General features: G+C 64.8%; 27 protein-coding genes and 1 tRNA gene. 20 read left to right on the plus strand and 8 right to left on the minus strand.

All coding sequences use genetic code 11. The features are described from left to right. The first annotated feature begins 31 nt into the window (after positions 1 to 31). From aspS to PKB_RS06890, 15 genes are all read left to right on the plus strand, one after another. Positions 32 to 1,810, plus strand: coding sequence for an aspartate--tRNA ligase (aspS, locus tag PKB_RS06820; RefSeq protein ID WP_156957999.1), 1,779 nt, complete (start codon positions 32 to 34; stop codon positions 1,808 to 1,810). Between the two features lie 67 nt (positions 1,811 to 1,877). Then, positions 1,878 to 2,624, plus strand: a complete 747-nt coding sequence (locus PKB_RS06825; RefSeq protein ID WP_043250164.1) for a YebC/PmpR family DNA-binding transcriptional regulator — start codon at positions 1,878 to 1,880, stop codon at positions 2,622 to 2,624. Positions 2,625 to 2,708: 84 nt separating this feature from the next. Beyond that, on the plus strand, positions 2,709 to 3,233 hold the full coding sequence (ruvC, locus tag PKB_RS06830) for a crossover junction endodeoxyribonuclease RuvC (protein WP_043250166.1): 525 nt from the start codon (positions 2,709 to 2,711) through the stop codon (positions 3,231 to 3,233). Positions 3,234 to 3,259: 26 nt separating this feature from the next. Beyond that, positions 3,260 to 3,865 (plus strand): Holliday junction branch migration protein RuvA, encoded by a 606-nt coding sequence (gene ruvA / locus PKB_RS06835; protein ID WP_043250168.1) that lies wholly within the window; start codon positions 3,260 to 3,262, stop codon positions 3,863 to 3,865. 10 nt (positions 3,866 to 3,875) lie between these two features. After that, complete coding sequence (gene ruvB, locus PKB_RS06840) at positions 3,876 to 4,934, plus strand: Holliday junction branch migration DNA helicase RuvB (protein WP_043250170.1); 1,059 nt, start codon at positions 3,876 to 3,878, stop codon at positions 4,932 to 4,934. A 52-nt stretch (positions 4,935 to 4,986) separates the two neighbouring features. Next, the gene (gene ybgC, locus PKB_RS06845) at positions 4,987 to 5,433 is read left to right on the plus strand and encodes a tol-pal system-associated acyl-CoA thioesterase (protein ID WP_043250172.1); all 447 of its coding nucleotides are present in this window, start codon (positions 4,987 to 4,989) and stop codon (positions 5,431 to 5,433) included. Position 5,434: 1 nt separating this feature from the next. Beyond that, entirely contained in the window at positions 5,435 to 6,130 is a 696-nt protein-coding gene (gene tolQ / locus PKB_RS06850; protein WP_043250175.1) for a protein TolQ, read from the plus strand. A 20-nt stretch (positions 6,131 to 6,150) separates the two neighbouring features. Then, complete coding sequence (gene tolR / locus PKB_RS06855) at positions 6,151 to 6,615, plus strand: protein TolR (RefSeq protein ID WP_043250177.1); 465 nt, start codon at positions 6,151 to 6,153, stop codon at positions 6,613 to 6,615. Further along, a complete protein-coding gene (gene tolA, locus PKB_RS06860; RefSeq protein ID WP_167333388.1) occupies positions 6,609 to 7,661 on the plus strand; it encodes a cell envelope integrity protein TolA in 1,053 nt (350 codons plus the stop codon). The genes tolR and tolA overlap by 7 nt, the downstream gene beginning before the upstream one ends. Beyond that, positions 7,658 to 8,959, plus strand: a complete 1,302-nt coding sequence (gene tolB / locus PKB_RS06865) for a Tol-Pal system beta propeller repeat protein TolB (RefSeq protein WP_043250181.1) — start codon at positions 7,658 to 7,660, stop codon at positions 8,957 to 8,959. Before tolA ends, tolB begins: the two co-directional genes overlap by 4 nt. Before the next feature lie 52 nt (positions 8,960 to 9,011). After that, positions 9,012 to 9,515 carry a peptidoglycan-associated lipoprotein Pal gene (pal, locus tag PKB_RS06870; RefSeq protein ID WP_043250183.1) on the plus strand — a complete coding sequence of 168 codons (504 nt, stop codon included), beginning with the start codon at positions 9,012 to 9,014 and terminating at the stop codon, positions 9,513 to 9,515. A 6-nt stretch (positions 9,516 to 9,521) separates the two neighbouring features. Further along, positions 9,522 to 10,361 (plus strand): tol-pal system protein YbgF, encoded by an 840-nt coding sequence (gene ybgF / locus PKB_RS06875; RefSeq protein WP_043250185.1) that lies wholly within the window; start codon positions 9,522 to 9,524, stop codon positions 10,359 to 10,361. Between the two features lie 199 nt (positions 10,362 to 10,560). After that, entirely contained in the window at positions 10,561 to 11,208 is a 648-nt protein-coding gene (gene queE, locus PKB_RS06880) for a 7-carboxy-7-deazaguanine synthase QueE (RefSeq protein ID WP_043250187.1), read from the plus strand. A 24-nt stretch (positions 11,209 to 11,232) separates the two neighbouring features. Continuing rightward, complete coding sequence (queC, locus tag PKB_RS06885; RefSeq protein WP_043250188.1) at positions 11,233 to 11,907, plus strand: 7-cyano-7-deazaguanine synthase QueC; 675 nt, start codon at positions 11,233 to 11,235, stop codon at positions 11,905 to 11,907. Between the two features lie 59 nt (positions 11,908 to 11,966). Beyond that, a tRNA-Lys gene (locus PKB_RS06890) sits at positions 11,967 to 12,042 on the plus strand. 25 nt (positions 12,043 to 12,067) lie between these two features. Here the strand turns inward: PKB_RS06890 and PKB_RS06895 are convergent. After that, complete coding sequence (locus PKB_RS06895; protein ID WP_043250191.1) at positions 12,068 to 12,373, minus strand: hypothetical protein; 306 nt, start codon at positions 12,371 to 12,373, stop codon at positions 12,068 to 12,070. 242 nt (positions 12,374 to 12,615) lie between these two features. On the opposite strand from PKB_RS06895, the gene nadA reads away from it, so the two are divergent. After that, entirely contained in the window at positions 12,616 to 13,674 is a 1,059-nt protein-coding gene (gene nadA / locus PKB_RS06900; RefSeq protein ID WP_043250194.1) for a quinolinate synthase NadA, read from the plus strand. 154 nt (positions 13,675 to 13,828) lie between these two features. On the opposite strand, the gene PKB_RS06905 is transcribed toward nadA, so the two are convergent. From PKB_RS06905 to PKB_RS06920, 4 genes are read right to left on the minus strand one after another with little or no spacing between them, the layout of a single operon-like run. Continuing rightward, the gene (locus PKB_RS06905; protein WP_043250196.1) at positions 13,829 to 15,346 is read right to left on the minus strand and encodes a tripartite tricarboxylate transporter permease; all 1,518 of its coding nucleotides are present in this window, start codon (positions 15,344 to 15,346) and stop codon (positions 13,829 to 13,831) included. Between the two features lie 10 nt (positions 15,347 to 15,356). Beyond that, positions 15,357 to 15,824, minus strand: a complete 468-nt coding sequence (locus PKB_RS06910; protein WP_043250198.1) for a tripartite tricarboxylate transporter TctB family protein — start codon at positions 15,822 to 15,824, stop codon at positions 15,357 to 15,359. Between the two features lie 17 nt (positions 15,825 to 15,841). Next, positions 15,842 to 16,822 carry a Bug family tripartite tricarboxylate transporter substrate binding protein gene (locus PKB_RS06915; RefSeq protein ID WP_043250201.1) on the minus strand — a complete coding sequence of 327 codons (981 nt, stop codon included), beginning with the start codon at positions 16,820 to 16,822 and terminating at the stop codon, positions 15,842 to 15,844. Positions 16,823 to 16,850: 28 nt separating this feature from the next. Then, positions 16,851 to 18,131, minus strand: a complete 1,281-nt coding sequence (locus PKB_RS06920) for an OprD family porin (protein ID WP_043250204.1) — start codon at positions 18,129 to 18,131, stop codon at positions 16,851 to 16,853. A 182-nt stretch (positions 18,132 to 18,313) separates the two neighbouring features. Here PKB_RS06920 and PKB_RS06925 point away from each other — a divergent pair, with 182 nt between their 5' ends. Further along, positions 18,314 to 18,985, plus strand: a complete 672-nt coding sequence (locus PKB_RS06925) for a response regulator (protein WP_043250206.1) — start codon at positions 18,314 to 18,316, stop codon at positions 18,983 to 18,985. Between the two features lie 7 nt (positions 18,986 to 18,992). After that, entirely contained in the window at positions 18,993 to 20,384 is a 1,392-nt protein-coding gene (locus tag PKB_RS06930; RefSeq protein ID WP_156958119.1) for a sensor histidine kinase, read from the plus strand. 27 nt (positions 20,385 to 20,411) lie between these two features. Here PKB_RS06930 and PKB_RS06935 read toward each other — a convergent pair whose 3' ends face one another. Continuing rightward, a complete protein-coding gene (locus PKB_RS06935; RefSeq protein ID WP_043250210.1) occupies positions 20,412 to 21,248 on the minus strand; it encodes an HDOD domain-containing protein in 837 nt (278 codons plus the stop codon). 48 nt (positions 21,249 to 21,296) lie between these two features. Beyond that, positions 21,297 to 22,241, minus strand: coding sequence for a CAF17-like 4Fe-4S cluster assembly/insertion protein YgfZ (gene ygfZ / locus PKB_RS06940; RefSeq protein WP_043250213.1), 945 nt, complete (start codon positions 22,239 to 22,241; stop codon positions 21,297 to 21,299). Positions 22,242 to 22,402: 161 nt separating this feature from the next. On the opposite strand from ygfZ, the gene PKB_RS06945 reads away from it, so the two are divergent. Then, positions 22,403 to 22,657: an FAD assembly factor SdhE gene (locus PKB_RS06945; protein WP_043250215.1), complete on the plus strand. Its 255-nt coding sequence runs from the start codon at positions 22,403 to 22,405 to the stop codon at positions 22,655 to 22,657. Continuing rightward, positions 22,641 to 23,093 carry a protein YgfX gene (locus tag PKB_RS06950; protein ID WP_043250217.1) on the plus strand — a complete coding sequence of 151 codons (453 nt, stop codon included), beginning with the start codon at positions 22,641 to 22,643 and terminating at the stop codon, positions 23,091 to 23,093. The genes PKB_RS06945 and PKB_RS06950 overlap by 17 nt, the downstream gene beginning before the upstream one ends. Here the strand turns inward: PKB_RS06950 and nadB are convergent. Beyond that, positions 23,062 to 24,678: an L-aspartate oxidase gene (gene nadB / locus PKB_RS06955; protein ID WP_043250219.1), complete on the minus strand. Its 1,617-nt coding sequence runs from the start codon at positions 24,676 to 24,678 to the stop codon at positions 23,062 to 23,064. The genes PKB_RS06950 and nadB overlap by 32 nt on opposite strands. Positions 24,679 to 24,902: the final 224 nt, after the last annotated feature.

Consider the following 24,902-nt stretch of genomic DNA (forward strand, 5'->3'; position numbering starts at 1 on the left):
AATCCAAGACTTGCGAGAAGCGAAACACACCATGATGCGCAGCCACTATTGCGGCCAGTTGAACGAGAGCCTGGACGGCCAGGTAGTCACTCTTTGCGGTTGGGTCCATCGCCGCCGCGACCACGGCGGGGTGATCTTCCTCGACGTGCGTGATCGCGAGGGCCTGGCCCAGGTGGTGTTCGACCCGGATCGCGTCGAGACCTTTGCCAAGGCCGACCGCGTGCGCAGCGAGTACGTGGTGAAGATCACCGGCAAGGTGCGCCTGCGCCCTGAAGGCGCGCGCAATGCCAACATGGCTTCCGGCGCCATTGAAGTGCTGGGTCACGAGCTGGAAGTGCTGAACCAGGCCGAAACCCCGCCGTTCCCGCTGGACGAATACTCCGACGTGGGCGAGGAAACCCGCCTGCGCTACCGCTTCATCGACCTGCGTCGCCCGGAAATGGCCGCCAAGCTGAAGCTGCGCGCGCGCATCACCAGCAGCATCCGCCGCTACCTAGACGAAAACGGTTTCCTCGACGTCGAAACCCCGATCCTCGGTCGTCCGACCCCGGAAGGTGCGCGTGACTACCTGGTGCCGAGCCGCACCTACCCGGGTCACTTCTTCGCCCTGCCGCAGTCGCCGCAGCTGTTCAAGCAGTTGCTGATGGTTGCCGGCTTCGATCGCTACTACCAGATCGCCAAGTGCTTCCGCGACGAAGACCTGCGTGCCGACCGCCAGCCGGAATTCACCCAGATCGACATCGAGACCAGCTTCCTCGACGAAGACGACATCATCGCCATCACCGAGAAGATGGTTCGCCAGCTGTTCAAGGAAGTGCTGAACGTCGAGTTCGACGAATTCCCGCACATGCCGTTCGAAGAGGCCATGCGCCGCTACGGTTCGGACAAGCCAGACCTGCGTATCCCGCTGGAGCTGGTGGATGTCGCCGACCAACTGAAGGAAGTGGAATTCAAGGTCTTCTCCGGTCCGGCCAACGATCCGAAGGGCCGCGTTGCCGCCCTGCGCGTACCGGGCGCCGCCTCCATGCCGCGTAGCCAGATCGACGACTACACCAAGTTCGTCGGCATCTACGGCGCCAAGGGCCTGGCTTACATCAAGGTCAACGAGCGCGCCAAGGGCGTCGAAGGCCTGCAGTCGCCGATCGTCAAGTTCATCCCCGAGGCCAACCTGAACGTGATCCTGGATCGCGTCGGTGCGGTCGATGGCGACATCGTGTTCTTCGGTGCCGACAAGGCCAAGGTCGTCTGCGACGCCCTGGGCGCACTGCGCATCAAGGTTGGTCATGACCTCAAGCTGCTCACCAAGGAGTGGGCGCCGATGTGGGTCGTGGACTTCCCGATGTTCGAAGAGAACGATGATGGCAGCCTGACCTCGCTGCACCACCCGTTCACCGCGCCCAAGTGCACCCCGGAAGAGCTGGAGGCCAACCCGGCCGGCAAGCTGTCTCGTGCCTACGACATGGTGCTCAACGGCACCGAGCTGGGCGGCGGTTCCATCCGTATCCACGACAAGGCCATGCAGCAGGCGGTGTTCCGCGTGCTGGGCATCGACGATGCGGAGCAGGAAGAGAAGTTCGGCTTCCTCCTGGATGCCCTGAAGTACGGCGCACCGCCGCACGGTGGCCTGGCCTTCGGCCTGGACCGTCTGGTGATGCTGATGACCGGCGCCGCTTCGATCCGCGAAGTCATCGCCTTCCCGAAAACCCAGAGCGCCGGCGACGTCATGACCCAGGCTCCGGGCACTGTGGATGGCAAGGCGCTGCGCGAATTGCACATCCGCCTGCGCGAGCAGCAGAAAGCCGCCGAGTAAACCGAAACGACCTGCGGCGGCACCGATGTCGGTGTCGCCCGCTGCACCAAGTGATACGGAGTGAGTTATGGCTGGTCATTCCAAATGGGCCAACATCAAGCACCGCAAGGAACGTCAGGACGCCAAGAAGGGCAAGATCTTCACCAAGCTGATTCGCGAGCTGACGGTGGCCGCCAAGCAGGGCGGCGGTAACCCGGCAGACAACCCGCGTTTGCGCCTGGCTGTGGATAAGGCGCTCACCGCGAACATGACCCGCGACACCATCGACCGCGCCATCGCTCGCGGCGTGGGCTCGAACGATGCGGACAACATGGAGGAACTGACCTACGAAGGTTACGCGCCGAGCGGCGTGGCAATCATCATCGAGGCCATGACCGACAACCGCAACCGCACCGCGGCAGAAGTGCGCCATGCCTTCAGCAAATGCGGCGGCAACCTGGGTACCGACGGCTCGGTGGCCTACATGTTCGACCGCAAGGGGCAGATCAGCTTCGCCCCCGGCGTCAATGAAGAAGCGTTGATGGAAGCGGCTCTGGAAGCCGGTGCCGATGACGTGGTGACCAACGACGACGGCTCGATCGATGTCTTCACCAGCTTCGCCGACTTCATTTCGGTCAACGAAGCGCTGAATAGCGCCGGCTTCAAGGGCGAGGAAGCCGAGATCTCGATGATCCCGTCGACTACCGCCACCCTGGACCTGGAAACCGCGCAGAAGGTGCTCAAGCTGATCGACATGCTCGAGGACCTGGACGACGTGCAGAACGTCTACTCCAACGCGGATATCCCTGACGAGGTGATGGCGCAGCTTGGCTGACGCCACCACCGACATCGGCCATGAGCCGGAAGCGGGGGAGGTCGCAATGCACGTCTCCCGCTTCCGGCTTTTAGCTTCCGGCATATGACGCTGATCCTAGGTATCGACCCCGGCTCGCGAATCACCGGCTTCGGCGTGGTGAGGGATACCGGCCGCGGCTGCGAATACGTCGCCTCCGGTTGCATCCGCACTGGCAGCGGTCCGTTGCACGAACGTCTGCAGATCGTCTTCCGTGGTGTGCGCGAGGTAATCCAGACGTACCAGCCGACCATGATGGGCATCGAACAGGTATTCATGGCCCGCAACGCGGATTCCGCTCTCAAGCTCGGTCAGGCGCGCGGCGCCGCGATAGTGGCGGCGGCGGAAGAGGGGCTGGAGATCGCCGAATACACCGCCAGCCAGGTCAAACAGGCTATCGCCGGCACTGGTGGGGCCGACAAGCAGCAAGTGATGCTGATGGTCATGCATTTGTTGAAGTTGACTCAGAAGCCGCAGATCGACGCCTCGGATGCCCTGGCCATCGCCCTGTGTCATGCCCACACCCGGCAGAGCCTGGTGCCCCATGGCCTGGCGACGGCGCGCCGCCGAGGCGGGCGTCTGCGCCTGTGATTCCACTTAATTAAGGACGCTTAGTCTTGATCGGACGCTTGCGTGGCACCCTGGCGGAAAAACAACCGCCGCACCTGATCCTCGACGTGAACGGCGTCGGCTATGAGCTGGAGGTCCCGATGACCACGCTCTACCGTCTGCCGTCGCTGGGCGAGCCCGTGACGCTGCACACCCATCTGGTGGTGCGCGAAGACGCCCATCTGCTTTATGGTTTCGCCGAGAAGCGCGAGCGCGAGCTGTTCCGCGAGCTGATCCGCCTCAATGGCGTGGGCCCCAAGCTGGCGCTGGCCCTGATGTCGGGTCTGGAAGTCGACGAACTGGTGCGCTGCGTGCAAGCGCAGGATACTTCCACCCTGGTGAAGATCCCGGGAGTCGGCAAGAAGACCGCCGAGCGCCTGCTGGTCGAACTGAAGGACCGTTTCAAGGCCTGGGAAAACATCCCGTCGATCGCTCCGCTGGTCACGGAACCGAAGCTGGTTGCGGCAGTCTCAAGCGCCGAAGCCGATGCCGTCAGCGCACTGATTGCCCTGGGCTTCAAGCCGCAAGAGGCGAGTCGCGCGGTGGCTGCTATTGAGGAAAAAGGGTTGTCCAGCGAAGAACTCATCCGCCGCTCGCTCAAGGGCATGGTCTAGGTAGTCGTCGATGATCGAAACCGATCGCCTGATATCCGCCGCCGGCACGCGCGAGCGCGAAGAGCAGATCGACCGCGCGATCCGCCCGCTGAGCCTTTCCGACTATATCGGCCAGCCCGTCGTGCGCGAACAGATGGAGCTGTTCATCAGCGCCGCCAGAGGCCGCAAGGAGGCCCTCGATCATACGCTGATCTTCGGTCCGCCCGGCCTGGGCAAGACCACCCTGGCGAACATCATCGCCCAGGAGATGGGCGTGGCGATCAAGAGCACCTCCGGCCCGGTACTGGAGCGTCCGGGCGACCTGGCCGCGCTGTTGACCAATCTGGAACCCGGTGACGTGCTCTTCGTCGACGAGATTCACCGCCTTTCGCCCATCGTCGAGGAAGTACTGTACCCGGCGATGGAAGACTTCCAGCTGGACATCATGATCGGCGAAGGACCGGCGGCACGTTCGATCAAGCTCGATCTGCCGCCTTTCACCCTGGTCGGTGCAACTACCCGCGCCGGCATGCTTACCAACCCGCTGCGCGACCGTTTCGGCATCGTGCAGCGCCTGGAGTTCTACGGTGTCGACGACCTGGCGACCATTGTCGCTCGCTCGGCCGGCATCCTCGGTCTGGACATGGATCCGGCTGGCGCCTTCGAAGTCGCTCGTCGGGCCCGTGGCACGCCGCGTATCGCAAACCGCCTGCTGCGCCGGGTACGTGATTTCGCCGAAGTGCGGGGGAGCGGGGCGATCAGTCGCGAGGTCGCCGACAAGGCGCTCAATCTGCTGGATGTCGATGAGCGTGGTTTCGACCATCAGGACCGACGCCTGCTGCTGACTATGATCGACAAGTTCGACGGTGGGCCGGTGGGGCTGGACAACATCGCCGCCGCGATCGGTGAAGAAAAACATACGATCGAGGACGTGCTGGAGCCCTATTTGATCCAGCAAGGCTATATCATGCGCACGCCGCGAGGACGGGTCGTTACCCGGCATGCGTATCTGCATTTCGGCCTGAAGTTGCCGAAACGAATGGGCGAAGGGGCAATCCCGGATTTTTTCTCGCCTGAAGATGGTAATTAATTGCATTTGTGGCTGATTGCCGATTGGCAAAGCCCTGACTTGGTTCTAGAGTATGCGCGCGCAACACGGGGGGCAGCCGTTCGAGCATCGTTTTCGGGTTTATTACGAGGACACCGATGCGGGCGGAATCGTCTACTACGTCAACTACCTCAAATTCATGGAGCGGGCTCGCACCGAGCGGCTGCGCGCGTTGGGTTTTGCCCAATCGCAGCTGGCGGGGGAGAACCTGCTTTTCGTCGTGCATTCCGCCGAGGCGCGTTATCACGCGCCGGCACGCCTGGACGACGAGCTGATCGTCAGCGCTGAAGTCGAGGAGTTGAACCGGGCGAGCCTGCGCTTCCGTCAACAGGTTCGTCGAGCGACGGATGGGGCCCTGCTCTGTGAGGGCCGCTTCCTGGTGGCGTGCGTGCGGGGCGATACCCTCAAGCCGCGCGCCATCCCCGAAGTGTTGCGTGCGGCATTTGCCGGCACTCCGGATACCCAATTAGCAGGAGATTAACGTGGAACCGAACGTCGTCGACCATACCTCCATGTGGAGCCTGATCAGCAACGCCAGTCTGGTGGTGCAGCTGGTCATGCTGACCCTGGTGGCCGCCTCGGTCACTTCTTGGATCATGATTTTCCAGCGCAGCAACATGATGCGCTCGGCCAAGAAAGCCCTGGATGGCTTCGAAGAGCGCTTCTGGTCGGGCATCGACCTGTCCAAGCTGTATCGCCAGGCGGGCAGCAACCCGGACCCGGATTCGGGCGTAGAGCAGATCTTCCGCGCCGGCTTCAAGGAATTCTCGCGCCTGCGCCAGCAGTCCGGCGTAGACCCGGATGCGGTGATGGAAGGTGTCGCCCGTGCCATGCGCGTGGCCATCTCCCGTGAAGAAGAGAAGCTCGAAACCAGCTTGCCGTTCCTCGCCACCGTGGGCTCTACCAGCCCTTACGTCGGCCTGTTCGGCACCGTGTGGGGCATCATGAACTCGTTCCGCGGCCTGGCCGCCGTGCAGCAGGCCACCCTGGCCACCGTTGCCCCTGGCATCGCCGAGGCGCTCATTGCAACCGCTATCGGTCTGTTCGCCGCAATTCCGGCGGTCATTGCCTACAACCGCTTCGCCGCTCGCGCGGAACTGCTGATCGGCCGCTACTACACCTTCGCCGACGAGTTCCAGGCCATCCTGCACCGCAAAGTGCACACCAGCGACGATTGACGACCTGGAGGTAAGCCGAAATGGCAAGAGTTCGTCACAAACGCAAGCCGGTCGCGGAAATGAACGTGGTGCCCTACATCGACGTGATGTTGGTGCTCCTGGTGATTTTCATGGTGACCGCGCCGATGCTGAACCAGGGGGTCAAGGTCGACCTGCCCAAGGTTTCCAGCGAAGTGCTCCCGCAGGACAACGATTCGCGGGTGCTGACCATTTCCATCAAGGCCGACAAGACCTACTACTGGAACATGGGCTCGGAGGTCGATCCGGATCAGGGCAAGACCAGCAAGTCCGCGGTTTCCCTGGATGAACTGGTAAGGGCCGCGACCGCCATCATGGCCGAGAACAGCAGCCAGGGTAAGAAAGTGCAGGTCTTCGTACGCGGCGACAAAGCCGTCGACTACGGTGCGGTCATGGCCGTCATGGGCGGCCTGCAGAAGGCCGGTGTAGGCAATGTCGGGCTGATTACCGAGGCGCCCGGATCTTGAAGCAACTCGAACGCTCCCCATCGGAAAGCTACTTCTGGCCAGCTGTACTGGCCGTGGCGCTGCACGTCCTGATTTTCGCGATGCTGTTCGTCAGCTGGGCGATGACGCCCGAGCTGCCGCCGGCGCGTCCCATCGTGCAGGCTACTCTCTATCAGCTCAAATCGAAGAGTCAGGCTACCCAGCAGACCAACCAGAAGATCGCCGGGGAAGCGAAGAAGACCTCTGCCAAGCAGTACGAAGTCGAACAGCTGGAGCAAAAGAAGGTCGAGCAGGAAGCCGTAGCCGCCAAAGCGGCGGAACAAAAGAAAGCCGACGAGGCTCGAAAGGCAGCGGAAGCGGAAAAAGCCGAAGAGGCGGCCAAGGCCGCCGAGGCGAAGAAAGCCGCCGACGCCGCGAAAAAGGCTGCCGAAGCCAAGGCCGCTGCCGAGAAGCAGCAGGCCGACATCGCCAAGAAGAAGGCGGAGGAAGAGGCTAAGAAGGAAGCCGCCGAGGAGGCCAAGAAACAGGCCGCCGAGGACGCGAAGAAGAAGGCTGCCGAAGAAGCCAAGAAGCAGGCCGAGGAAAAGGCCAAGAAGCTCGCTGCAGCGAAGGAGGCCGAGAAGAAGGCCGCCGCCGACGCCGCGAAGAAGAAGGCTGCTGCCCAGCAGGCAGCGAAGAAGGCTCAGGAAGACAAGAAGGCGCAGGCACTGGCCGAACTGCTGTCCGACGACACGCAGCGGCAGCAGGCGCTTGCCGACGAACAGGGCAACGAAGTGGCAGGCAACTTCGACGACCTGATCCGCTCCCGGGTATCCGAGGGCTGGTCGCGTCCGCCATCGGCCCGTAACGGCATGAGTGTTATCGTGCAGATCAACATGCTGCCCGATGGCACCATCACCAATGCGAGCGTCGCCCGCTCCAGCGGCGACAAGGCATTCGACAGTTCCGCGGTGAATGCCGTGAAGAACGTCGGTCGTATCACCGAAATGCAGGGCCTGAGTCCGAAGGACTTCAATCCCTACCGTTCATTCAAGATGACCTTCACGCCTGAGGACCTCACGCTGTGATCAAGATTTTCAGAGGATTGCTGGTCGCCCTGCTCTGCGTAGCAGGTGTCGCGCTGGCTGATGAGAAGAACATTCTGGTGACCAGCGGTTCCGACCGCGCGGTACCGATTGCCGTGGTGCCCTTCGGCTGGCAGGGCGGTAATGTCCTGCCCGACGACATGGCCAACATCATCGGCAACGACCTGCGCAACTCCGGCTACTTCGAGCCGATCCCGCGACAGAACATGATCAGCCAGCCGGCCCAGGCCAGCGAAGTCATCTACCGTGACTGGCAGGCCCTCGGCGCCCAGTACGTGGTGATCGGCAGCATCGTCCCGGCCGGTGGCCGCCTGCAGGTGCAGTACGCGATGTTCAACGTCGCCACCCAGCAGCAGATCCTCACCGGCAGCGTTGGCGGCAGCACCGAGCAGCTGCGCGACATGTCGCACTTCATCGCCGACCAGGCTTTCGAGAAGCTCACCGGCATCAAGGGCGCCTTCTCCACCCGCCTGCTGTACGTCACTGCCGAGCGCTTCTCCGCGGACAACACCCGCTACACCCTGCAGCGTTCCGACTATGACGGCGCGCGCCCGGTGACCCTGCTGCAGTCGCGTGAGCCGATCCTCTCGCCGCGCTTCTCGCCGGATGGCCGCCGCATCGCCTACGTCTCCTTCGAGCAGAAGCGTCCGCGCATCTTCATGCAGTACGTTGATACAGGTCGCCGCGAGCAGCTGACCAACTTCGAAGGCCTGAACGGCGCGCCGGCGTTCTCCCCGGACGGCAACCGCCTGGCCATGGTGCTGTCGCGCGACGGCAACCCGGAGATCTACGTGATGGATCTGGGCTCGCGCCAACTGCGCCGCCTGACCAACAACGCGGCGATCGACACCGAACCCTTCTGGGGCAAGGACGGCTCGACCCTGTACTTCACTTCGGATCGTGGCGGCAAACCGCAGATCTACAAGATGAACGTCAACAGCGGGGCGACCGATCGGGTGACCTTCACTGGCAACTACAACGCCAACCCGAAACTTTCGGCGGATGAGAAGACCCTGGTGATGGTGCACCGTCAAGACGGTTTCACCAACTTCCAGATCGCGGCCCAGGACCTTCAGCGCGGCAGTCTGCGCGTGCTTTCCAACACTACGCTGGACGATTCGCCCACTGTCGCGCCCAATGGCACGATGCTAATATACGCCACCCGCCAGCAGGACCGGGGCGTGTTGATGCTCGTCTCCATCAACGGACGCGTTCGGTTACCGCTACCTACCGCTCAAGGCGACGTGCGCGAGCCTTCCTGGTCCCCTTACCTGAACTGACGGCTGTCAACTTTTTATACTTATTACACTGGGGTTCATTAGGAGTTACATGATGGAAATGCTGAAAATCGGCAAATTTGCTGCTCTGGCTCTGGCCATGGCCGTCGCTGTTGGTTGCTCCTCGAAGGGCAGCAACGCTTCCGGTCAAGGCGCCAACGGCGTTGACCCGAACGCTGGCTACGGCGCCAACAGCGGTGCCGTTGACGGCAGCCTGAGCGACGAAGCCGCTCTGCGTGCAATCACCACCTTCTACTTCGAGTACGACAGCTCCGACCTGAAGCCGGAAGCCATGCGCGCTCTGGACGTTCACGCCAAAGACCTGAAAGGCAGCGGCCAGCACGTTGTCCTGGAAGGCCACACCGACGAACGCGGCACCCGCGAGTACAACATGGCTCTGGGTGAGCGTCGTGCCAAGGCCGTTCAGCGCTACCTGGTTCTGCAGGGCGTGTCCCCGGCTCAACTGGAACTGGTTTCCTACGGTAAAGAGCGTCCGGTTGCTACCGGCCACGACGAACAGTCCTGGGCTCAGAACCGTCGCGTTGAGCTGAAGAAGTAAGACCCTATGCGCCTGCGATTTCTGACCTTGATGGTCTGCGGCCTGCCGCTGATGGCGGCTGCCGCGGCTCCGGTATCGGATGGTAACGATGGCGGCTACGCCAGCGCTCCGCCCGCGGGTTATGGCACCGCAGGTGCTGATGGCGCTTACGCTGGAAACGGAGCGGCTGCGGCCGCTCCGGTTTCCGGGCAAGCCCAGCTGTTCCTGCAGCTGCAGCAGATGCAGGACGAGCTGTCCCGCCTGCGCGGTACCCTGGAAGAACAGCAGAACCAGATCCAGCAGCTGAAGCAGGAAAGCCTCGAGCGTTATCAGGACCTCGACCGCCGCATTTCCTCCGCTCCGGCCGCACAGAATCCTTCCACCGACGGCAGCGCTGCCGCCGGTGCGGGCGCAGCGGCCGGTGCCGCCGCAGCCCAACAGCAGCAAGCCGCCCCGGCCCAGCAGGCCGCGGCTGGCGAAGCCGGCGATCCGGCGAAAGAGAAGCTCTACTACGACGCTGCTTTCGACCTGATCAAAGCCAAGGACTTCGACAAGGCCAGCCAGGCCTTCGCCGCTTTCCTGCGCAAGTACCCGAGCAGCCAGTACGCCGGCAACGCCCAGTACTGGCTCGGCGAAGTGAACCTCGCCAAGGGCGACCTGCAGGGCGCCGGTCAGGCGTTCGCCAGGGTCAGCCAGTCCTATCCGGGCAGCCCGAAAGTGCCGGATTCGCTGTACAAGCTCGCCGACGTCGAGCGTCGTCTGGGCAACAATGACAAGGCCCGCGGCATCCTCCAGCAGGTGGTTGCCCAGTATCCGGGCAGCTCCGCCGCCCAGTTGGCCCAGCGCGACCTGAAGAGCCTCAAGTAAAGCCTTCCTGCCGCCTGCCGAAAACCCGCGCTCGTCGCGGGTTTTTTCGTTAGAATCGGCACCCCTCGGAAGACGCTCGCGGTTTCAGCTCGGCTGATGTCCGCTCGCTCCGGGTGTATCGAACGCCGCCTTCGGCGCGTTCCCTCCTTCAACGCAACGGAGGCGGATGGCCTGTTCAGCCGTCACGCCCGTGGCAGATATGCAACAAACCCTGCGAATCACCGAGATCTTCTACTCGTTGCAGGGGGAAGCGCGCACGGTCGGCCTGCCGACGGTGTTCGTCCGCCTGACCGGCTGTCCCCTGCGCTGCCAGTACTGCGACTCCGCCTATGCCTTCAGCGGCGGCGAGATCCAGTCCCTCGATGCCATCCTCGAAATGGTCGCCAGCTACCGGCCGCGCTACGTCTGTGTCACCGGTGGCGAGCCACTGGCCCAGCCGAACTGCATTCCGCTGCTGCAGCGCCTGTGCGACGCCGGCTATTCAGTTTCGCTGGAGACGAGCGGGGCGCTGGACATTTCCGCCGTCGATCCGCGCGTGAGCCGAGTCCTCGATCTGAAGACCCCCGGCTCCGCCGAAGTCGCGCGCAACCGCTATGAGAACATCGGCCTGCTGACGGCCAACGACCAGGTGAAGTTCGTCCTCTGTTCGCGCGAGGACTACGATTGGGCGGTATCCAAGCTGATCGAGTACCGCCTGGACGAGCGCGCCGGCGAGGTGCTGTTCTCGCCGAGTCATCACCAGTTGGCGCCGCGCGATCTGGCTGACTGGATAGTTGCCGACAACCTGCCTGTGCGCTTCCAGATGCAGTTGCACAAAGTCCTCTGGAACGACGAACCGGGCCGCTGAGGCGCCGACGCTAAGGGTATTCACATGACTCAGAAGAAAGCCGTCATCCTGCTTTCCGGCGGGCTCGACTCCGCCACCGTGGTGGCCATGGCCAAGGCCGATGGCTACAGCTGCTACACCATGAGCTTCGACTACGGCCAGCGCCATCGCGCTGAACTCCAGGCTGCCGAGCGCGTCGCCCGGCAACTGGGCGTGGTCGAGCACAAGGTCATCGGCTTCAACCTCAACGGCATCGGTGGCTCGGCACTGACCGACAGCAGCATCGATGTACCCGAAGCGCCCAGCGAAGGCATTCCGGTGACCTACGTGCCGGCACGTAACACCGTGTTCCTCTCCCTGGCCCTGGGCTGGGCGGAAGTGCTGGGGGCGCGGGACATCTTCATCGGCGTCAACGCGGTGGATTATTCGGGCTATCCGGATTGCCGCCCGGAGTTCGTCGAGGCCTTCGAACGCATGGCCAACCTGGCGACCAAGGCCGGCGTGGAGGGCGACGGCTTCCGTATCCAGGCGCCGCTGCAGTACCTGTCCAAGGCGCAGATCATCCAGGCGGGCCTCGCGCGCGGCGTGGATTACGCACTGACGGTGAGCTGCTATCAGGCTGACGATGAGGGTCGTGCTTGCGGCAAATGCGACAGCTGCCGCCTGCGCGCCGAAGGCTTTGCCGCGGCGGGTGTTCAGGACCCAACGAAGTATTTCTGAAATTATTTTCGAAGGGGTGTTGTTTTTACGTTAGAAATCAGTATTATACGCCTCGCGTTGGGTCGTTAGCTCAGTCGGTAGAGCAGTTGGCTTTTAACCAATTGGTCGTAGGTTCGAATCCTACACGACCCACCAAATCGCAAAGCCCCGTGATCTCTGGTCACGGGGCTTTTTCTTTGCGCGCGGAAAAAGGCATTGGTTGAGCCCGCCTGCCCAGTGTGCGCGGCGTGATCCACAGGATGCCGCCCCCTCGTTCACGACAGCCCGGGCCGCTGCCGGTGCGCTCAGGCCGTTGCTCGGTGCACAGCCGAGCCTGACGCGAGAGAAGTGTTCGAGGGCCGGCGCTGGCGGCAACCTGGGCAGCGCTCATGTCGGGCTGCTGAAGGAAGTTGTGGGCCCGCGCCAGGCGCTGTTCGGCCCAGTCGGCGACGGAACTGCTGTGCTTGATCTGTTCGACGGATTGCATGGCTGGTCTCCTCCAGACGCTGCCCCGCTGTTCGGTCGGGGGCTTGCTTGGGGGCCTGTCTGGGGGAGGGCGCCAGGTCGCTATTGATGGAAAGCGACCACTTCACCGGTTGAATCGATCAAAGGCGGCGCCCGCCGGAGCCTTGCCACCCGGCGGCTTTGCCCGCATGATCGCGCGCTTCCTTTCGTGGCGAGGTAAAATCGCCCTCCTAGGTAGTCGTACCCTGCAGGTGCAGTCCAAACATGACCCAGATATCCGAACGCCTCCTGGTCCAGGCCCATCTCGCCGCCAAGCAGCCCCGCGTGCTCAGCGCCCAGGAAGAGGCCGATCTGAAGGCGGCCATCGCTGCCGAGCTGAAGGCGCAGAACGCCGTCCTGGTGGCGCACTACTATTGCGACCCGGTGATCCAGGCGCTGGCCGAGGAAACCGGCGGCTGCGTCTCCGACTCGCTGGAAATGGCCCGCTTCGGCAACCAGCATTCGGCGCAGACCGTGGTGGTCGCCGGCGTACGCTTCATGGGCGAGACGGCGAAGATCCTCAACCCCGAGAAGCGCGTGCTGATGCCGACCCTCGAGGCCACCTGCTCGCTCGACCTGGGCTGCCCGGTCGAAGAGTTCTCGGCCTTCTGCGACCAGCACCCCGAGCGCACCGTGGTGGTCTACGCGAACACCTCGGCAGCGGTGAAGGCGCGCGCCGACTGGGTGGTGACCTCCAGCTGCGCGGTGGAGATCGTCGAGCACCTGATGGACAACGGCGAGCCGATCCTCTGGGCGCCCGACCAGCACCTGGGCCGCTACATCCAGCGCGAAACCGGCGCCGACATGCTTCTCTGGGACGGTGCTTGCATCGTCCACGAGGAGTTCAAGGCCAAGCAACTGGAAGACCTCAAGGCGATCTACCCGGACGCCGCGATCCTGGTCCACCCGGAGTCGCCCGAGGCGGTGGTCGAGCTGGCTGATGCCGTGGGCTCCACCAGCCAACTGATCAAGGCTGCGCAGACCCTACCGAACAAGCGCTTTATCGTCGCCACCGACCGCGGCATCTTCTACAAGATGCAGCAGCTGTGCCCGGACAAGGAGTTCATCGAAGCCCCCACCGCCGGCAACGGCGCGGCCTGCCGCAGCTGCGCGCACTGCCCGTGGATGGCCATGAACACGCTGGAGCGCACCCTGGCCTGCCTGAAGGAAGGCAGCGGCGAAATCTTCGTCGACCCGGCATTGATCCCCAAGGCGATCAAGCCGCTCAAGCGCATGCTCGACTTTACCCAGGCCGCGCGCCTGAAGGTCACCGGCAACGCCTGACCGTTGCTGCGCGAGTACGAAGAAGCCCGGCCGATGCCGGGCTTTTTCATTTCCTGTAGGAGCGAGGACGCTGATCGCCGGGCAAAAAGAGACCCGCGCGGGGCGGGTCTGAAAGTCGCCATGCCGGAGCGTGGCGAGCGTGGTTGTGGCGGACTCAGGCGCTGGCCGGCTGGGCCGCGCTGCGAGCCATGCGCTTGCGCCAGGCGCGATAGAACGGCAGGGCCAGCATCAGCGCCACCAGGGCCCAGGTGCCGATGGCGATGGGGCTGGACCAGAGGATGCTCATCTCGCCGTTGGAGATTGACAGCGCGCGGCGCAGGTTCTGCTCCATCAGGCCGCCGAGGATGAAGCCCAGCAGCAGCGGCGAGAGCGGGAAGTCGAGCTTGCGCAGCAGGTAGCCGAGGATGCCGATGGCGACCATGAGGAACAGATCGAATGTGGTCGCATGCACCGCATAAACGCCGATGGCGGTGATGATCGCGATGCCCGGCACCAGCGCCCAGTTCGGTACCGAGAGGATGCGGGTGAACACGCGGACCATCGGCACGTTGAGGATGATCAGCATGACGTTGGCGACGAACAGCGAGGCGATCAGACCCCAGACGATGTTCGGCTGTTCCTGGAACAGCAGCGGGCCGGGCGTGATGTTGTACAGGCTCAGCGCGCCGATCATCACTGCGGTGGTGCCGGAGCCGGGCACGCCGAGGGTCAGCATCGGCACCAGGGCGCCGCAGGCCGCGCCGCCGATAGCAGTTTCCGGAGCGGCCAGGCCGCGCAGGTCGCCCTGGCCGAACTTGCCCTTGTCACCGGCCAGGCGCTTCTCGGTCATATAGGCCACGGCGCTGGCCAGGGTCGCGCCGGCGCCGGGCAGCACGCCCATGATGAAGCCGAGCACGCCGCAGCGCAGGTTGATGACGAATACCGAGGTCGCTTCCTTGAGGTTGAACAGCATGCGCCCGCTGGCTTCAACCGCCTTGTGGCCGTGGTGGGTCTTCTCCAGCAGCAGGAGGATTTCGCTGACCGAGAACAGGCCCAGCACCAGCACCACGAACTGGATACCGTCGGCGACGTGGATGCTATCGAAGGTGAAGCGGTACACGCCGCTGTTGGCGTCGATGCCGACGCTCGACAGGAACAGCCCGAGCAGCGCCGCCAGCAGCGTCTTCAATGGCCGGTCGCCGGCCAGTCCGCCGAGCGCGACTATGGCGAAGACCATCAGCACGAAGTACTCCGCAGGCCCGAAGGCGATCGCCCATTTCGCCAGGAGCGGGGCGAACAGCACCATGCCGCAGGTGGCGATGAAGGCACCGATGAACGAGCTCCAGGCCGACAGCGACAGCGCCACGCCGGCCAGGCCCTGGCGCGCCATGGGGTAGCCATCGAGCGTGGTCATCACGGTGGAGGCTTCGCCGGGGATGTTCAGCAGGATCGAGGAAATCCGCCCGCCGTATTCACAGCCCAGGTAGACCGCGGCCAGCAGGATCAGCGCCGACTCCGGCGGCAGGCCGAGGGCGAAGGCCACTGGGATCAGCAGCGCTACGCCGTTGATCGGGCCGAGGCCGGGGAGCAGGCCGACCACGGTGCCGATCAGGGTGCCGGCCAGGGCGGTGGCGAGGTTGTACGGGGTCAGGGCGACTTCGAAGCCCTGGCCGAGGTAGTTCAGGGTATCCATGGCGAATTCCTCAGAGGGGCAGGGCGTCGAGCACGCCGCGCGGCAGCGGCACGTCCAGCGCGTGGTCGAAGAGCAGGAACAGGCCGACGGCCAGCAGGCTGCAGGTGATCACGCTGTACGCCGGCCGACCGCCGTAGAGCAGGGCGATGAAACTGCCGACCAGGGCGCTGGAGAGGATGAAACCCAGCGGCTCGAAGAGCCCGGCGTAGACCAGCAACAGGGCGACGCAGGCGACCACCTTGCGCAGCAGTGCGCCTTCCAGTGGCGCCTCGTCGTCCTCGCGGCGCGGAGCCGGACGCAGGATCAGCCAGGCCAGGCCGATCACCATCAGGCCCAGGCAGAGCAGGGGGTAGGCGCGCGGGCCCACCGGTTCGTAGGAGAAGGCGGCCTGGTAGTGCCAGGCCTCCATGGCCAGGCCGAGACAGGCCAGCAGCCAGGCGCCGGCGAACAGGCGCTGGGGCAGCGAGTGAGCGTGCATGGGCGAATCCTCGCGGCTTACTGGATGAGGCCGAATTCCTGGGCCAGCTGGCGGTAGTGCGTGACCTGCTGCTTCACGTAGCTATCCAGTTCTGGGCCGGTCATGGCGAAGGGGAAGAGCTCGCGCTGGTCGCGCAGCTTGGCGAAGTCCTCTGATGCCAGCAGCTTGTCGAAGGATGCCTTCCAGAATTGGTAGTCCTCATCGCTGACCTTCGGTCCGACGTAGAAGCCACGCACCACCGGCCAAACGATGTCGAAACCTTGCTCCTTGGCCGTGGGGATGTCGGTCATGCCTTCGTCCTTCAGGCGTTCCTCGGAGAACACTGCGAGCATGCGCATCTTGCCGGCGCGGATGTGCGGCATGGAGTCGGAGATATCCGTGCTGCCGACCTGGATATGCCCGCCAAGCAGCGCCGTGGCGATCTCGCCACCGCCTTCCAGCGCGACGTAGCGCAGCTGCTTCGGATCGATGCCGGCGGCCTTGGCCAGCAGCGCGGTCTGCATCCAGTCCTGGCTGCCGACGGTGCCGCCGGAGCCGATCACCACCTTGCTCGGGTCGGCCTTGAGCGCGGCGACCAGGTCGGCGAGGTTCTTGTACGGTGAGTCGGCACGCACGGCGATGGCGCCATAGCTGGTGCCGATGGCGGCGAGCCACTTTACCGCGTTCTCGTCGTAGCGGCCGAACTTGCCCTGGGCGAGGTTCAGCAGCGAGCCGCTGGAAAAGGCCGTGATCGCGTTGCCGTCGGCCGGGCGCTGGGCGACCACGGCGTTGTAGGCGACGGCGCCGACGCCGCCGGGCATGTAGGTCACGCGCATTGGGCTGGCCAGCATCTTCTGTTCGAGCAGGGCGCTCTGCGCCAGCTTGCAGGTCAGGTCGAAGCCGCCGCCGGGCGCCGCCGGGGCGATGCATTCCGGACGCTTGGGTTCGGCGAGGGCGACACTGCTGGCGAGCAGGGCGCCGGCGGCGAGCAGCAGGGGAAGGGTGCGGAGTTTGGTCATTTTCGGAGGCCTCGTTCTTGTTGTTGGTTTACCAGATCGCCACGGAGTAGGTCAGGTAGATGCGGGTTTCATCGGCGTCACGGGTGAAGTTGGAGCGGTAGGTCGCATTGCGTACGCGTACGCCGAAGTCCTTCAACGGGCCGCTCTGCACGACGTACTTGAGGTCGGTGTTGCGCTCCCATTCGCGGCCTTCGCCGCTGCGCCCGTTGATCTCGGCGTTGTCGCCCTTCACGTAGCGGTTCATCAGGCTCAGCCCGGGCAGGCCGAAGGCGGCGAAGTCGAAGTCGTGGCGCAGTTGCCAGGAGCGCTCGTGGGCGTCGGCGAAGTCGCCGATCTGCACGAAGTTCACCAGGTAGGGGTTGCTGCCATCGATGTAGGGGAAGGCGCTGTCGCCATCCATCTGCTGCCAGGCGGCGCTGAACTTCTGCGCGCCTATGGCGTAGCCGAGCATGCCGTTGAAGGCGCGGTTGTCGATGCGTCCGCCTCGGGCGGAGCCGTCGTCGTCGCTGATGGCCAGGCGCAGGTCGGCGCTGAACTTGCCGTCGCCGAGCTTGTGGCTGGCCAGCAGGCCGACGAAGTGCTGGCGGTAGACCTCGTCCAGTTCGGCGTAGTGGTAGCGGCCGGTGAGGCTGTCGTTGAACTTGTAGTCGCCGCCCGCGAGGTCGTAATGCTCGCCGGCCACGGTGCCGAGGAAGCGCTTGTTCTTGTTGTTCAGCGCCAGGTCCTGGAAGTCGGTGGAGTCGCGGTCCTTGGCCTTCTCCAGGCGTCCGCCGGTGAAGTCCAGGCCGGGCAGGTCGCGCGACTCCAGCAGGCCGCCCTCGAAGGTCTGTGGGAACAGCCGGCTGTCGTTGGGCTGCAGAGTGGGCAGGTCGGGGATCAGGCTGCCGAGCTTGAGCTCGCTTTTCGACACCTTGAACTTCGCGGTCAGCCCGAGCTTGCTGTACTCGTCGGCGGCGCGGCCGTCGTCGTGAGTCGGCAGCAGGCCGGTGCCGGTGCGGTCGGGGCTGGAATCGAGCTTCAGGCCGAGCATGCCCAGGGCGTCGAGGCCGACGCCGACGGTGCCGTCGGTGTAGCCGGACTGATAGTCGAGGATGAAGCCTTGTGCCCACTCTTCGCGCTTGGACTGGCCGGCGCCGTCGCGGAAGTCGCGGTTGAAGTAGATGTTCTGGGCTTGCAGCTTGAGGCTGCTGTCTTCGATGAAGCCACTGGCGTTGGCTTCGCCAGCCAGGCCGCCGAGGGCGAGGGCGGCGGGAATCAGGCGGAAATAAGCGGGAACGGCTGTGCGCTCAGGCTGCTGGGCAGTCAGCATTGGTGGTCTCCATTTCTTGTTCTTGTCGCGGAGGCGCCACGCCGCCTTCCGAATCGGGGACGATCTATGTCGTCTGGCGGCGATCCTAGCGCCGCTGCCTTTCACCAGGCTTTCAGCCATTCACAGGCGCCCACGGACGAGTAAACTGCGCGGTCATCCCATCCCGAGCGAGGACTACCGCGGTGCGCATTCTGCTGGTCGAAGACCATCCCCAGCTCGGCGAGAGCGTGCAGCAGGCCCTCAAGGGCGCCGGCTGGACGGTGGACCTATTGCGCGACGGCATCGCCGCCGACCTGGCGCTCGCCAGCGAGGAATACGCCCTGGCGATCCTCGACGTCGGCCTGCCACGCCTGGACGGTTTCGAGGTGCTGGCGCGCCTGCGCGGGCGCGGCAAGACCCTGCCGGTGCTGATGCTGACCGCGCGCGGCGAAGTGAAGGACCGCGTGCACGGGCTCAACCTCGGGGCCGACGACTACCTGGCCAAACCGTTCGAGCTGAGCGAGCTGGAGGCGCGGGTCAAGGCATTGCTGCGACGCAGCGTGCTCGGCGGCGAGCAGCAGCAGAGCTGCGGCGATCTGGTCTACGACCTGGGGGCGCGGCGTTTCTCCCTGGGCGGCGAGGGGCTGACCCTGACCTCCCGCGAGCAGGCCGTGCTGGAGGCCCTGATCGCCCGGCCCGGTCGGGTGATGAGCAAGGAGCAGTTGGCGGCCCAGGTATTCGGCCTGGACCAGGAGGCCAGCGCCGACGCCATCGAAATCTACGTGCACCGCCTGCGCAAGAAGCTCGAAGGCAGCGGCGTGCGCATCGTCACCTTCCGCGGGCTGGGTTACCTGCTCGAGGCCCTGGATGCCTGAGGCCCGCCTGCCCGGCACCGGCAGCCTGCGCGGGCGCCTGCTCTGGCGGCTCGGCGCCATGCTGCTGGTGCTGTTGCTGCTGGGCAGCGTGGCCACCTACTGGCGCGCCCGGCATGCCTCGGATATCGCCTACGACCGCACCCTGCTCGCCTCGGCGCGGGACATCGCCAGCGGGCTCTACGACAGCAACGGCGCACTGCGCGCCAACGTGCCCTACGTGGCCCTGGACAGCTTCGCCTACGACAGCGCCGGGCGAATCTTCTACCAGGTGATCGACACCCAGGGGCAGTCCATCTCCGGCTACGAAAACCTGCCGCCACCGCCGCCGGGCACGCCGCGCACCAATGACTATCCGGCGCTGGCGCGTTTCTACGATGCTGAATTCCAGGGCCAGGACGTGCGCGTGGTCAGCCTGGCCCAGCCGGTGAGCCAGCCGACGGTCAACGGCATGGCGGAAATCCGCGTGGCGGAGACCCTGGGCGCGCGCGAGCGTCTCGCCCGCGACCTGCTCGCCGATACCCTGCTGAACCTGGCGCTGTCGGCGCTGGCCGCGCTGGCTATGGTCTGGTACGCGGTGAGCGCCGGCTTGCGTCCGCTCGACCGGCTGCGCGCTGCGGTGGAAGAGCGCCAGCCCGACGACTTGCGGCCTCTGCCGCTGGTTCGCGTGCAGCGGGAATTGCGTCCGCTGGTGGCGGCGCTCAACCATTTCACGGCACGCCTGCTTGGCTTGTTCGAGCGACAGTCGCACTTCATCGCCGATGCTTCCCACGAGCTGCGCACGCCGCTCGCGGCCTTGAAGGCGCGCTTGGAGCTGGGCCTGCGCGAAGACGATCCGCAACGCTGGCGCGCGACGCTCGAAGAGGCCGTGCAGTACACCGACAAGGTCACCGGCCTGGCCAACCAGCTGCTTTCGCTGGCGCGGATCGAGAGTGGCGCACGTGCCATTGCCGAGGGCGGCGGTGAGCTCATCGAGCTCGGCCAGTTGGCGCGCGAACAGGGGATGGTGCTGGCGCCATTGGCCCATGCGCGTGGCATCGAGCTGGCCTTCGAGGCGGATAGCGCCGCCTGGATCAAGGGCGATCCGACGCTATTGCACGAGCTGCTCGCCAATCTTGTGGATAACGCGCTGGCGCATGCCGCCAGCAGCGTGGTCATCCGCGTCGGCCCGGCGGCGGTGTTGGAAGTGGAAGACGACGGGCCCGGTATTCCGCTCGAGGAGCGCGACAAGGTCTTCCAGCGCTTCTATCGGCGTAGGCAGCAAGGTACCGGTCTGGGGTTGGCTATCGTCGGGGAGATCTGCAGCGCACACCGCGCGCGCATCGAGCTGGCGCATGGCGAACTGGGTGGGCTGCTGGTCCGGGTGAATTTCCCGGTGGAGGAGCCGGCGCGCGCCGAGTGAGTCCCCGGCGCGGCCGCGGTGCGGCGGTTACTGCAGCATGCCCATGGCAGCTTCCATGGCAGCCGATAGGTCTTCGTCGTCCTTGAGGTCGGCGTTCGGGTCGATGCCGAGCTTGGCGAAGGCCGGAATACGCGTCCAATCCATCGCCGTGTACGGATGCTGGGTGCCCACGTAGCTCTGCAGCGTGGCGACCTGGACCAGATCGACGTAATCCACCTTCGCCGAGTCGCGCTCGAAGTTCAGGTACTGGCTTGGCACCGAGGCGATGGGCGCCGGGAATTCCCAGGTCTTGAGGATGCGGTCGCCGATGATCGGGTGGATGCGCTCGATCACGTGATTGAGGCTGATGGAGTCGGCCAGCAGTTCGCTGTGCTCCTCGGCATAGGTCAGCACCGGCAGCACGCCGATCTGGTGTACCAGGCCGGCGAGGGTCGCCTGGTCAGGCATCAGGCGGGTGTAGTGGCGGCACAGGGCGTGGCAGATGCCGGCGATCTCGGTGCTCTTGTTCCACACTTCGCGCATCTTGCGGTCGACCACGTCGGAGGTGGCCTGGAACATCTGCTCCATGGCCAGGCCGGTCGCCAAGTTGCTGGTGTAGTTGATGCCCAGGCGGCCGATGGCCATCTGCAGGTCGGTGATTTCCTTGTTGGTGCGCAGCAGCGGGCTGTTCACCACCTTGATGATGCGCGCGGTGAGGGCGGCGTCGTTGCCGATCACCCGGCTCAGGTCCTGGATGCTGACATCCGGGTCCTCGGCCGCTTCGCGAACGCGCAGAGCCACTTCCGGCAGGGTTGGCAGCACCAGCTCGTCGTTGTCGATGGCGCGCAGCAGGTCTTGTTGTACTTTCTCGGCAAGCTTGCTCATGGCGTTTCCTTCAGGGACGCCGGGCTCCCCACCCGGCATGGAATTCGGTCAGCGCTGGATCTCGCGGTCGCTGTCCAGCGTGTAAGGCAGATCCAGCAGGCGCAGCACAGGGCCATCCTCTGCCTGGCCTAGACGGATACGGCCGTCGGTGACGGATTCGTCCGTCAGCACGGCGAGCAGCTCGACGCCAGCGTCCGCGCGCGCGGCCAGCACCACTTCGCCGACGCTGGTGCCGTGCACCGGCGAGAACAGTTCGCTACCAGCTTCCGGCAGGTCCGAGCCGTCGAGCGCCAGGCGGTACAGGCGACGCTTCAGGCGGCCCAGGTACTGCATGCGCGCGACGATCTCCTGGCCGGTGTAGCAGCCTTTCTTGAAGCTCACGCCACCGACAGCCTGCAGGTTGATCATCTGCGGGATGAACAGCTCGCGGGTGGCGCCGAAGACTTGGCCAACGCCAGCGCGGACCTGGGCCAGCAGCCAGTCGTTGAGGTTGCCTTCGTTCAGGCTGGCGTCCAGCAGCTCGCGGATTTCTGCGGCGCGCGCGGCGGGCACCCAGAGTTCGGCGCGGCCTTCACCCAGACGAACGGCAAGCAACTCGCCGGCGCGGGCAACGCTATCGGTGGCAGCCGGAAGGGTCAGATCCAGGCTGGCGAGCACGGCGTCGCCGCCGATCAACCCGAAGCGCGTCCAGTCGCCGCTAGCGTCGCTCAGGGTGGCCTTGGAGAAGACTGCGTACTTCTTCAGGTCGGCCAGCTGCGCTTCCAGCAGCTCGGCGGCCATGGCCAGCAGGAAGCCTTCGCCCTGGGCGAGGATGCGGAAGCTGGACAGCATGCGGCCCTTGGGCGTACAGCGCGCGCCCAGGCTGGAGGTTCCGGCGTCGAGGTAGTTGAGATTGCAGGTGACCTGGCCCTGGAGGAATTTGCTGGCGTCCACGCCTTGGATGGCGAGGACCCCTTCGTGGGTCAGGGCGGTGTAGAGCGCGGAATCGGCCATTACGTGTCGCTGGAAGAAAGTTAGGGGCCTCATCATAGAGCCGGGACCTGCGCTTGTCAGCGGGTGCCGGGAGGGCGGGGCATGCGTATAATGCCGCTCGCTTCACGGAATCGGGCTGGCGCCCTGCCGGGAGCTTTCGATGTAGCGCCGAGGAACCGCAGATGACCGACGAAACCGAACTGAAACGACTCTTCTGGCACAGCCGCCGCGGCATGCTGGAACTCGACGTGCTGCTGGTGCCTTTCGTGCAGGAGGTCTACCCGGGTCTCGACGCGGAGAACCAGGCGCGCTTCCGCAAGCTGCTCGAGTGCGAGGACCAGGACATGTTCGGCTGGTTCATGCAGCGCGGCGAGCCGGAAGATGCCGACCTGCGCCACATCGTTCGCATGATCCTGGATCGTGTCCAGCCGCATTGATCCCTTCGAATGCCGCTGGCGGCCCTCCACCTGGCTGCTGGCGGCATATCTGGCCTGCCTTGCGCTGGCCATCGCGGCGCTGTTGCTTGCCGCCATACCTCCTCTCTGGCAGATCCTGGGTCTGCTGCTCTGCTTGTCCCACGCCCTCTGGGCATTGCCGCGACAGATTCTGCTGCGAAGTCCGCAATCCTTCGGCGCCCTGCGTCACGATAACGAAGGCTGGCAGCTGTGGTGTCCGCACCAGGGCTGGAGCCCGGTGCAGCTGTGTGCCGACAGCCTGGCGCTGCCTAGTCTGATCGTGTTGCGTTTCCGGTTGCCCGGCAGCCTCATCACGCGCGGTCTGTGCCTGCCGGCCGACAGCCTGGCGCCGGATGAACACCGGCGCCTGCGGCTGCGCTTGCGCTTCAGTCGTGATAGGTGGGCGGCGCCAGAATAGTGTCGTGCGCTTCAGGTAACTGCTGCGGATAGTCCAGGGTGTAATGCAGGCCCCGACTCTCGTGGCGGCGCATGGCCGAATGGATGATGAGCTCGGCGACCTGGGCCAGGTTGCGCAGCTCGATCAGGTCGCGGCTGACCTTGTAGTTGCTGTAGAACTCGTCGATCTCGCTGAGCAGCATGCGTACGCGGTGCTCGGCACGTTGCAGGCGCTTGTTGGTGCGCACGATGCCAACGTAGTCCCACATGAATCGCCGCAGTTCGTCCCAGTTGTGCGCAATGATCACGTCTTCGTCGGAGTCGGTGACCTGGCTGGCGTCCCAGCTCGGCAGCGCTTGCGGCTCCGGCGTCTGCGCCAGGCGTACCTGAATGTCGGCGGCAGCCGAGCGGGCATAGACGAAGCATTCGAGCAGCGAATTGCTGGCCATGCGATTGGCGCCATGCAGACCGGTGAAGCTGGTTTCGCCGATGGCATACAGGCCCGGGACATCTGTATGACCGTGCTCGTCCACCAATACGCCGCCGCAGGTGTAGTGGGCGGCAGGGACCACCGGGATCGGCTCTCGGGTGATATCGATGCCGAATGCCAGGCAGCGTTCGTAGACGGTGGGGAAGTGTTCCTTGATGAACTCGGCCGGCTTGTGGCTGATGTCCAGGTACACGCAATCGGCACCCAGGCGTTTCATCTCGTGGTCGATGGCGCGGGCGACAATGTCCCGCGGCGCCAGTTCGGCGCGCGGATCGAAGCGTTTCATGAAGCGCTCGCCGCTGGGCAGGCGCAGGTACGCACCTTCGCCGCGCAGCGCTTCGGTGATCAGGAAACTCTTGGCCTGCGGGTGGTAAAGGCAGGTGGGGTGGAACTGGTTGAACTCCAGGTTGCCGACGCGGCAGCCGGCGCGCCAGGCCATGGCGATGCCGTCGCCGGAGTTGCCGTCCGGGTTGCTGGTGTAGAGGTAGACCTTGCTGGCGCCGCCGGAGGCAAGCACGGTGAAGCGCGCGGCGAAGGTGTCGACCTCGCCACTGTCGCGGTTCAGCACATAGGCGCCGAGGCAGCGTTGCCCGGGCAATCCCAGCTTGCGCTCGGTGATCAGGTCGACGGCGACCCGCTGCGGCAGTAATTCGATGTTCGGACGCTGCCTGGCTTTCTCCAGCAGGGTGTTGAAGATGGCCGCGCCGGTGGCATCGGCGGCATGGATGATACGCCGGTGACTGTGGCCGCCCTCGCGGGTCAGGTGGAACTCGAAGCCGCGATCCTCGCGTGCCGGTTCGCTGTCGCGGGTGAAGGGTACGCCCTGGTCGATGAGCCACTGGATGGATTCGCGGCTGTGCTCGACGGTAAAGCGCACGGCGTCTTCGCGGCAGAGGCCGGCGCCGGCATTCAGGGTGTCTTCGACGTGGGATTCAACGGTGTCGGTGTCGTCAAGCACTGCCGCGACGCCACCTTGGGCCCAGAACGTCGAGCCTTGCGCCAGTTCGCCTTTGCTGAGCACTGCGATGCGCAGGTTATCAGGCAGGGTGAGGGCCAGCGTCAGGCCCGCAGCACCGCTGCCGATCACTAGTACATCATGCTGAAAATGCTCGCTCATGCGCTGACTCCCGATGGTGGCGGCCTAGTATATAGATGGGGGGAGCGGCACAATAGCGGCCTTCTGCCCGAGTACAGCGCAGCGCCCAGGCTGCAGCTCATGTACACGGGTGTCGCGACTGGAACTTTTTCCAGTCATTCCGGTTCTAACGGTGAATGTCTGAAGCCTTTTTCTGTAATCAAAAGTGGACAGGAAAAGGCGGCGGTTGTTCGTCCGTTACAGTG

Origin of the sequence: Pseudomonas knackmussii B13 (assembly GCF_000689415.1) — a bacterium.
Classification (GTDB): Bacteria; Pseudomonadota; Gammaproteobacteria; order Pseudomonadales; family Pseudomonadaceae; genus Pseudomonas; species Pseudomonas knackmussii.

Excerpts from the sequence above, each read along its gene's own strand:
- aspS (WP_156957999.1), top strand. The coding sequence starts at position 32 with ATGATGCGCAGCCACTATTGCGGCCAGTTGAACGAGAGCCTGGACGGC.
- PKB_RS06825 (WP_043250164.1), top strand. The coding sequence starts at position 1,878 with ATGGCTGGTCATTCCAAATGGGCCAACATCAAGCACCGCAAGGAACGT.
- ruvC (WP_043250166.1), top strand. The coding sequence starts at position 2,709 with ATGACGCTGATCCTAGGTATCGACCCCGGCTCGCGAATCACCGGCTTC.
- ruvB (WP_043250170.1), top strand. The coding sequence starts at position 3,876 with ATGATCGAAACCGATCGCCTGATATCCGCCGCCGGCACGCGCGAGCGC.
- ybgC (WP_043250172.1), top strand. The coding sequence starts at position 4,987 with ATGCGCGCGCAACACGGGGGGCAGCCGTTCGAGCATCGTTTTCGGGTT.
- tolR (WP_043250177.1), top strand. The coding sequence starts at position 6,151 with ATGGCAAGAGTTCGTCACAAACGCAAGCCGGTCGCGGAAATGAACGTG.
- pal (WP_043250183.1), top strand. The coding sequence starts at position 9,012 with ATGGAAATGCTGAAAATCGGCAAATTTGCTGCTCTGGCTCTGGCCATG.
- ybgF (WP_043250185.1), top strand. The coding sequence starts at position 9,522 with ATGCGCCTGCGATTTCTGACCTTGATGGTCTGCGGCCTGCCGCTGATG.
- queE (WP_043250187.1), top strand. The coding sequence starts at position 10,561 with ATGCAACAAACCCTGCGAATCACCGAGATCTTCTACTCGTTGCAGGGG.
- queC (WP_043250188.1), top strand. The coding sequence starts at position 11,233 with ATGACTCAGAAGAAAGCCGTCATCCTGCTTTCCGGCGGGCTCGACTCC.
- PKB_RS06895 (WP_043250191.1), bottom strand. The coding sequence starts at position 12,373 with ATGCAATCCGTCGAACAGATCAAGCACAGCAGTTCCGTCGCCGACTGG.
- nadA (WP_043250194.1), top strand. The coding sequence starts at position 12,616 with ATGACCCAGATATCCGAACGCCTCCTGGTCCAGGCCCATCTCGCCGCC.
- PKB_RS06905 (WP_043250196.1), bottom strand. The coding sequence starts at position 15,346 with ATGGATACCCTGAACTACCTCGGCCAGGGCTTCGAAGTCGCCCTGACC.
- PKB_RS06910 (WP_043250198.1), bottom strand. The coding sequence starts at position 15,824 with ATGCACGCTCACTCGCTGCCCCAGCGCCTGTTCGCCGGCGCCTGGCTG.
- PKB_RS06915 (WP_043250201.1), bottom strand. The coding sequence starts at position 16,822 with ATGACCAAACTCCGCACCCTTCCCCTGCTGCTCGCCGCCGGCGCCCTG.
- PKB_RS06920 (WP_043250204.1), bottom strand. The coding sequence starts at position 18,131 with ATGCTGACTGCCCAGCAGCCTGAGCGCACAGCCGTTCCCGCTTATTTC.
- PKB_RS06935 (WP_043250210.1), bottom strand. The coding sequence starts at position 21,248 with ATGAGCAAGCTTGCCGAGAAAGTACAACAAGACCTGCTGCGCGCCATC.
- ygfZ (WP_043250213.1), bottom strand. The coding sequence starts at position 22,241 with ATGGCCGATTCCGCGCTCTACACCGCCCTGACCCACGAAGGGGTCCTC.
- PKB_RS06945 (WP_043250215.1), top strand. The coding sequence starts at position 22,403 with ATGACCGACGAAACCGAACTGAAACGACTCTTCTGGCACAGCCGCCGC.
- nadB (WP_043250219.1), bottom strand. The coding sequence starts at position 24,678 with ATGAGCGAGCATTTTCAGCATGATGTACTAGTGATCGGCAGCGGTGCT.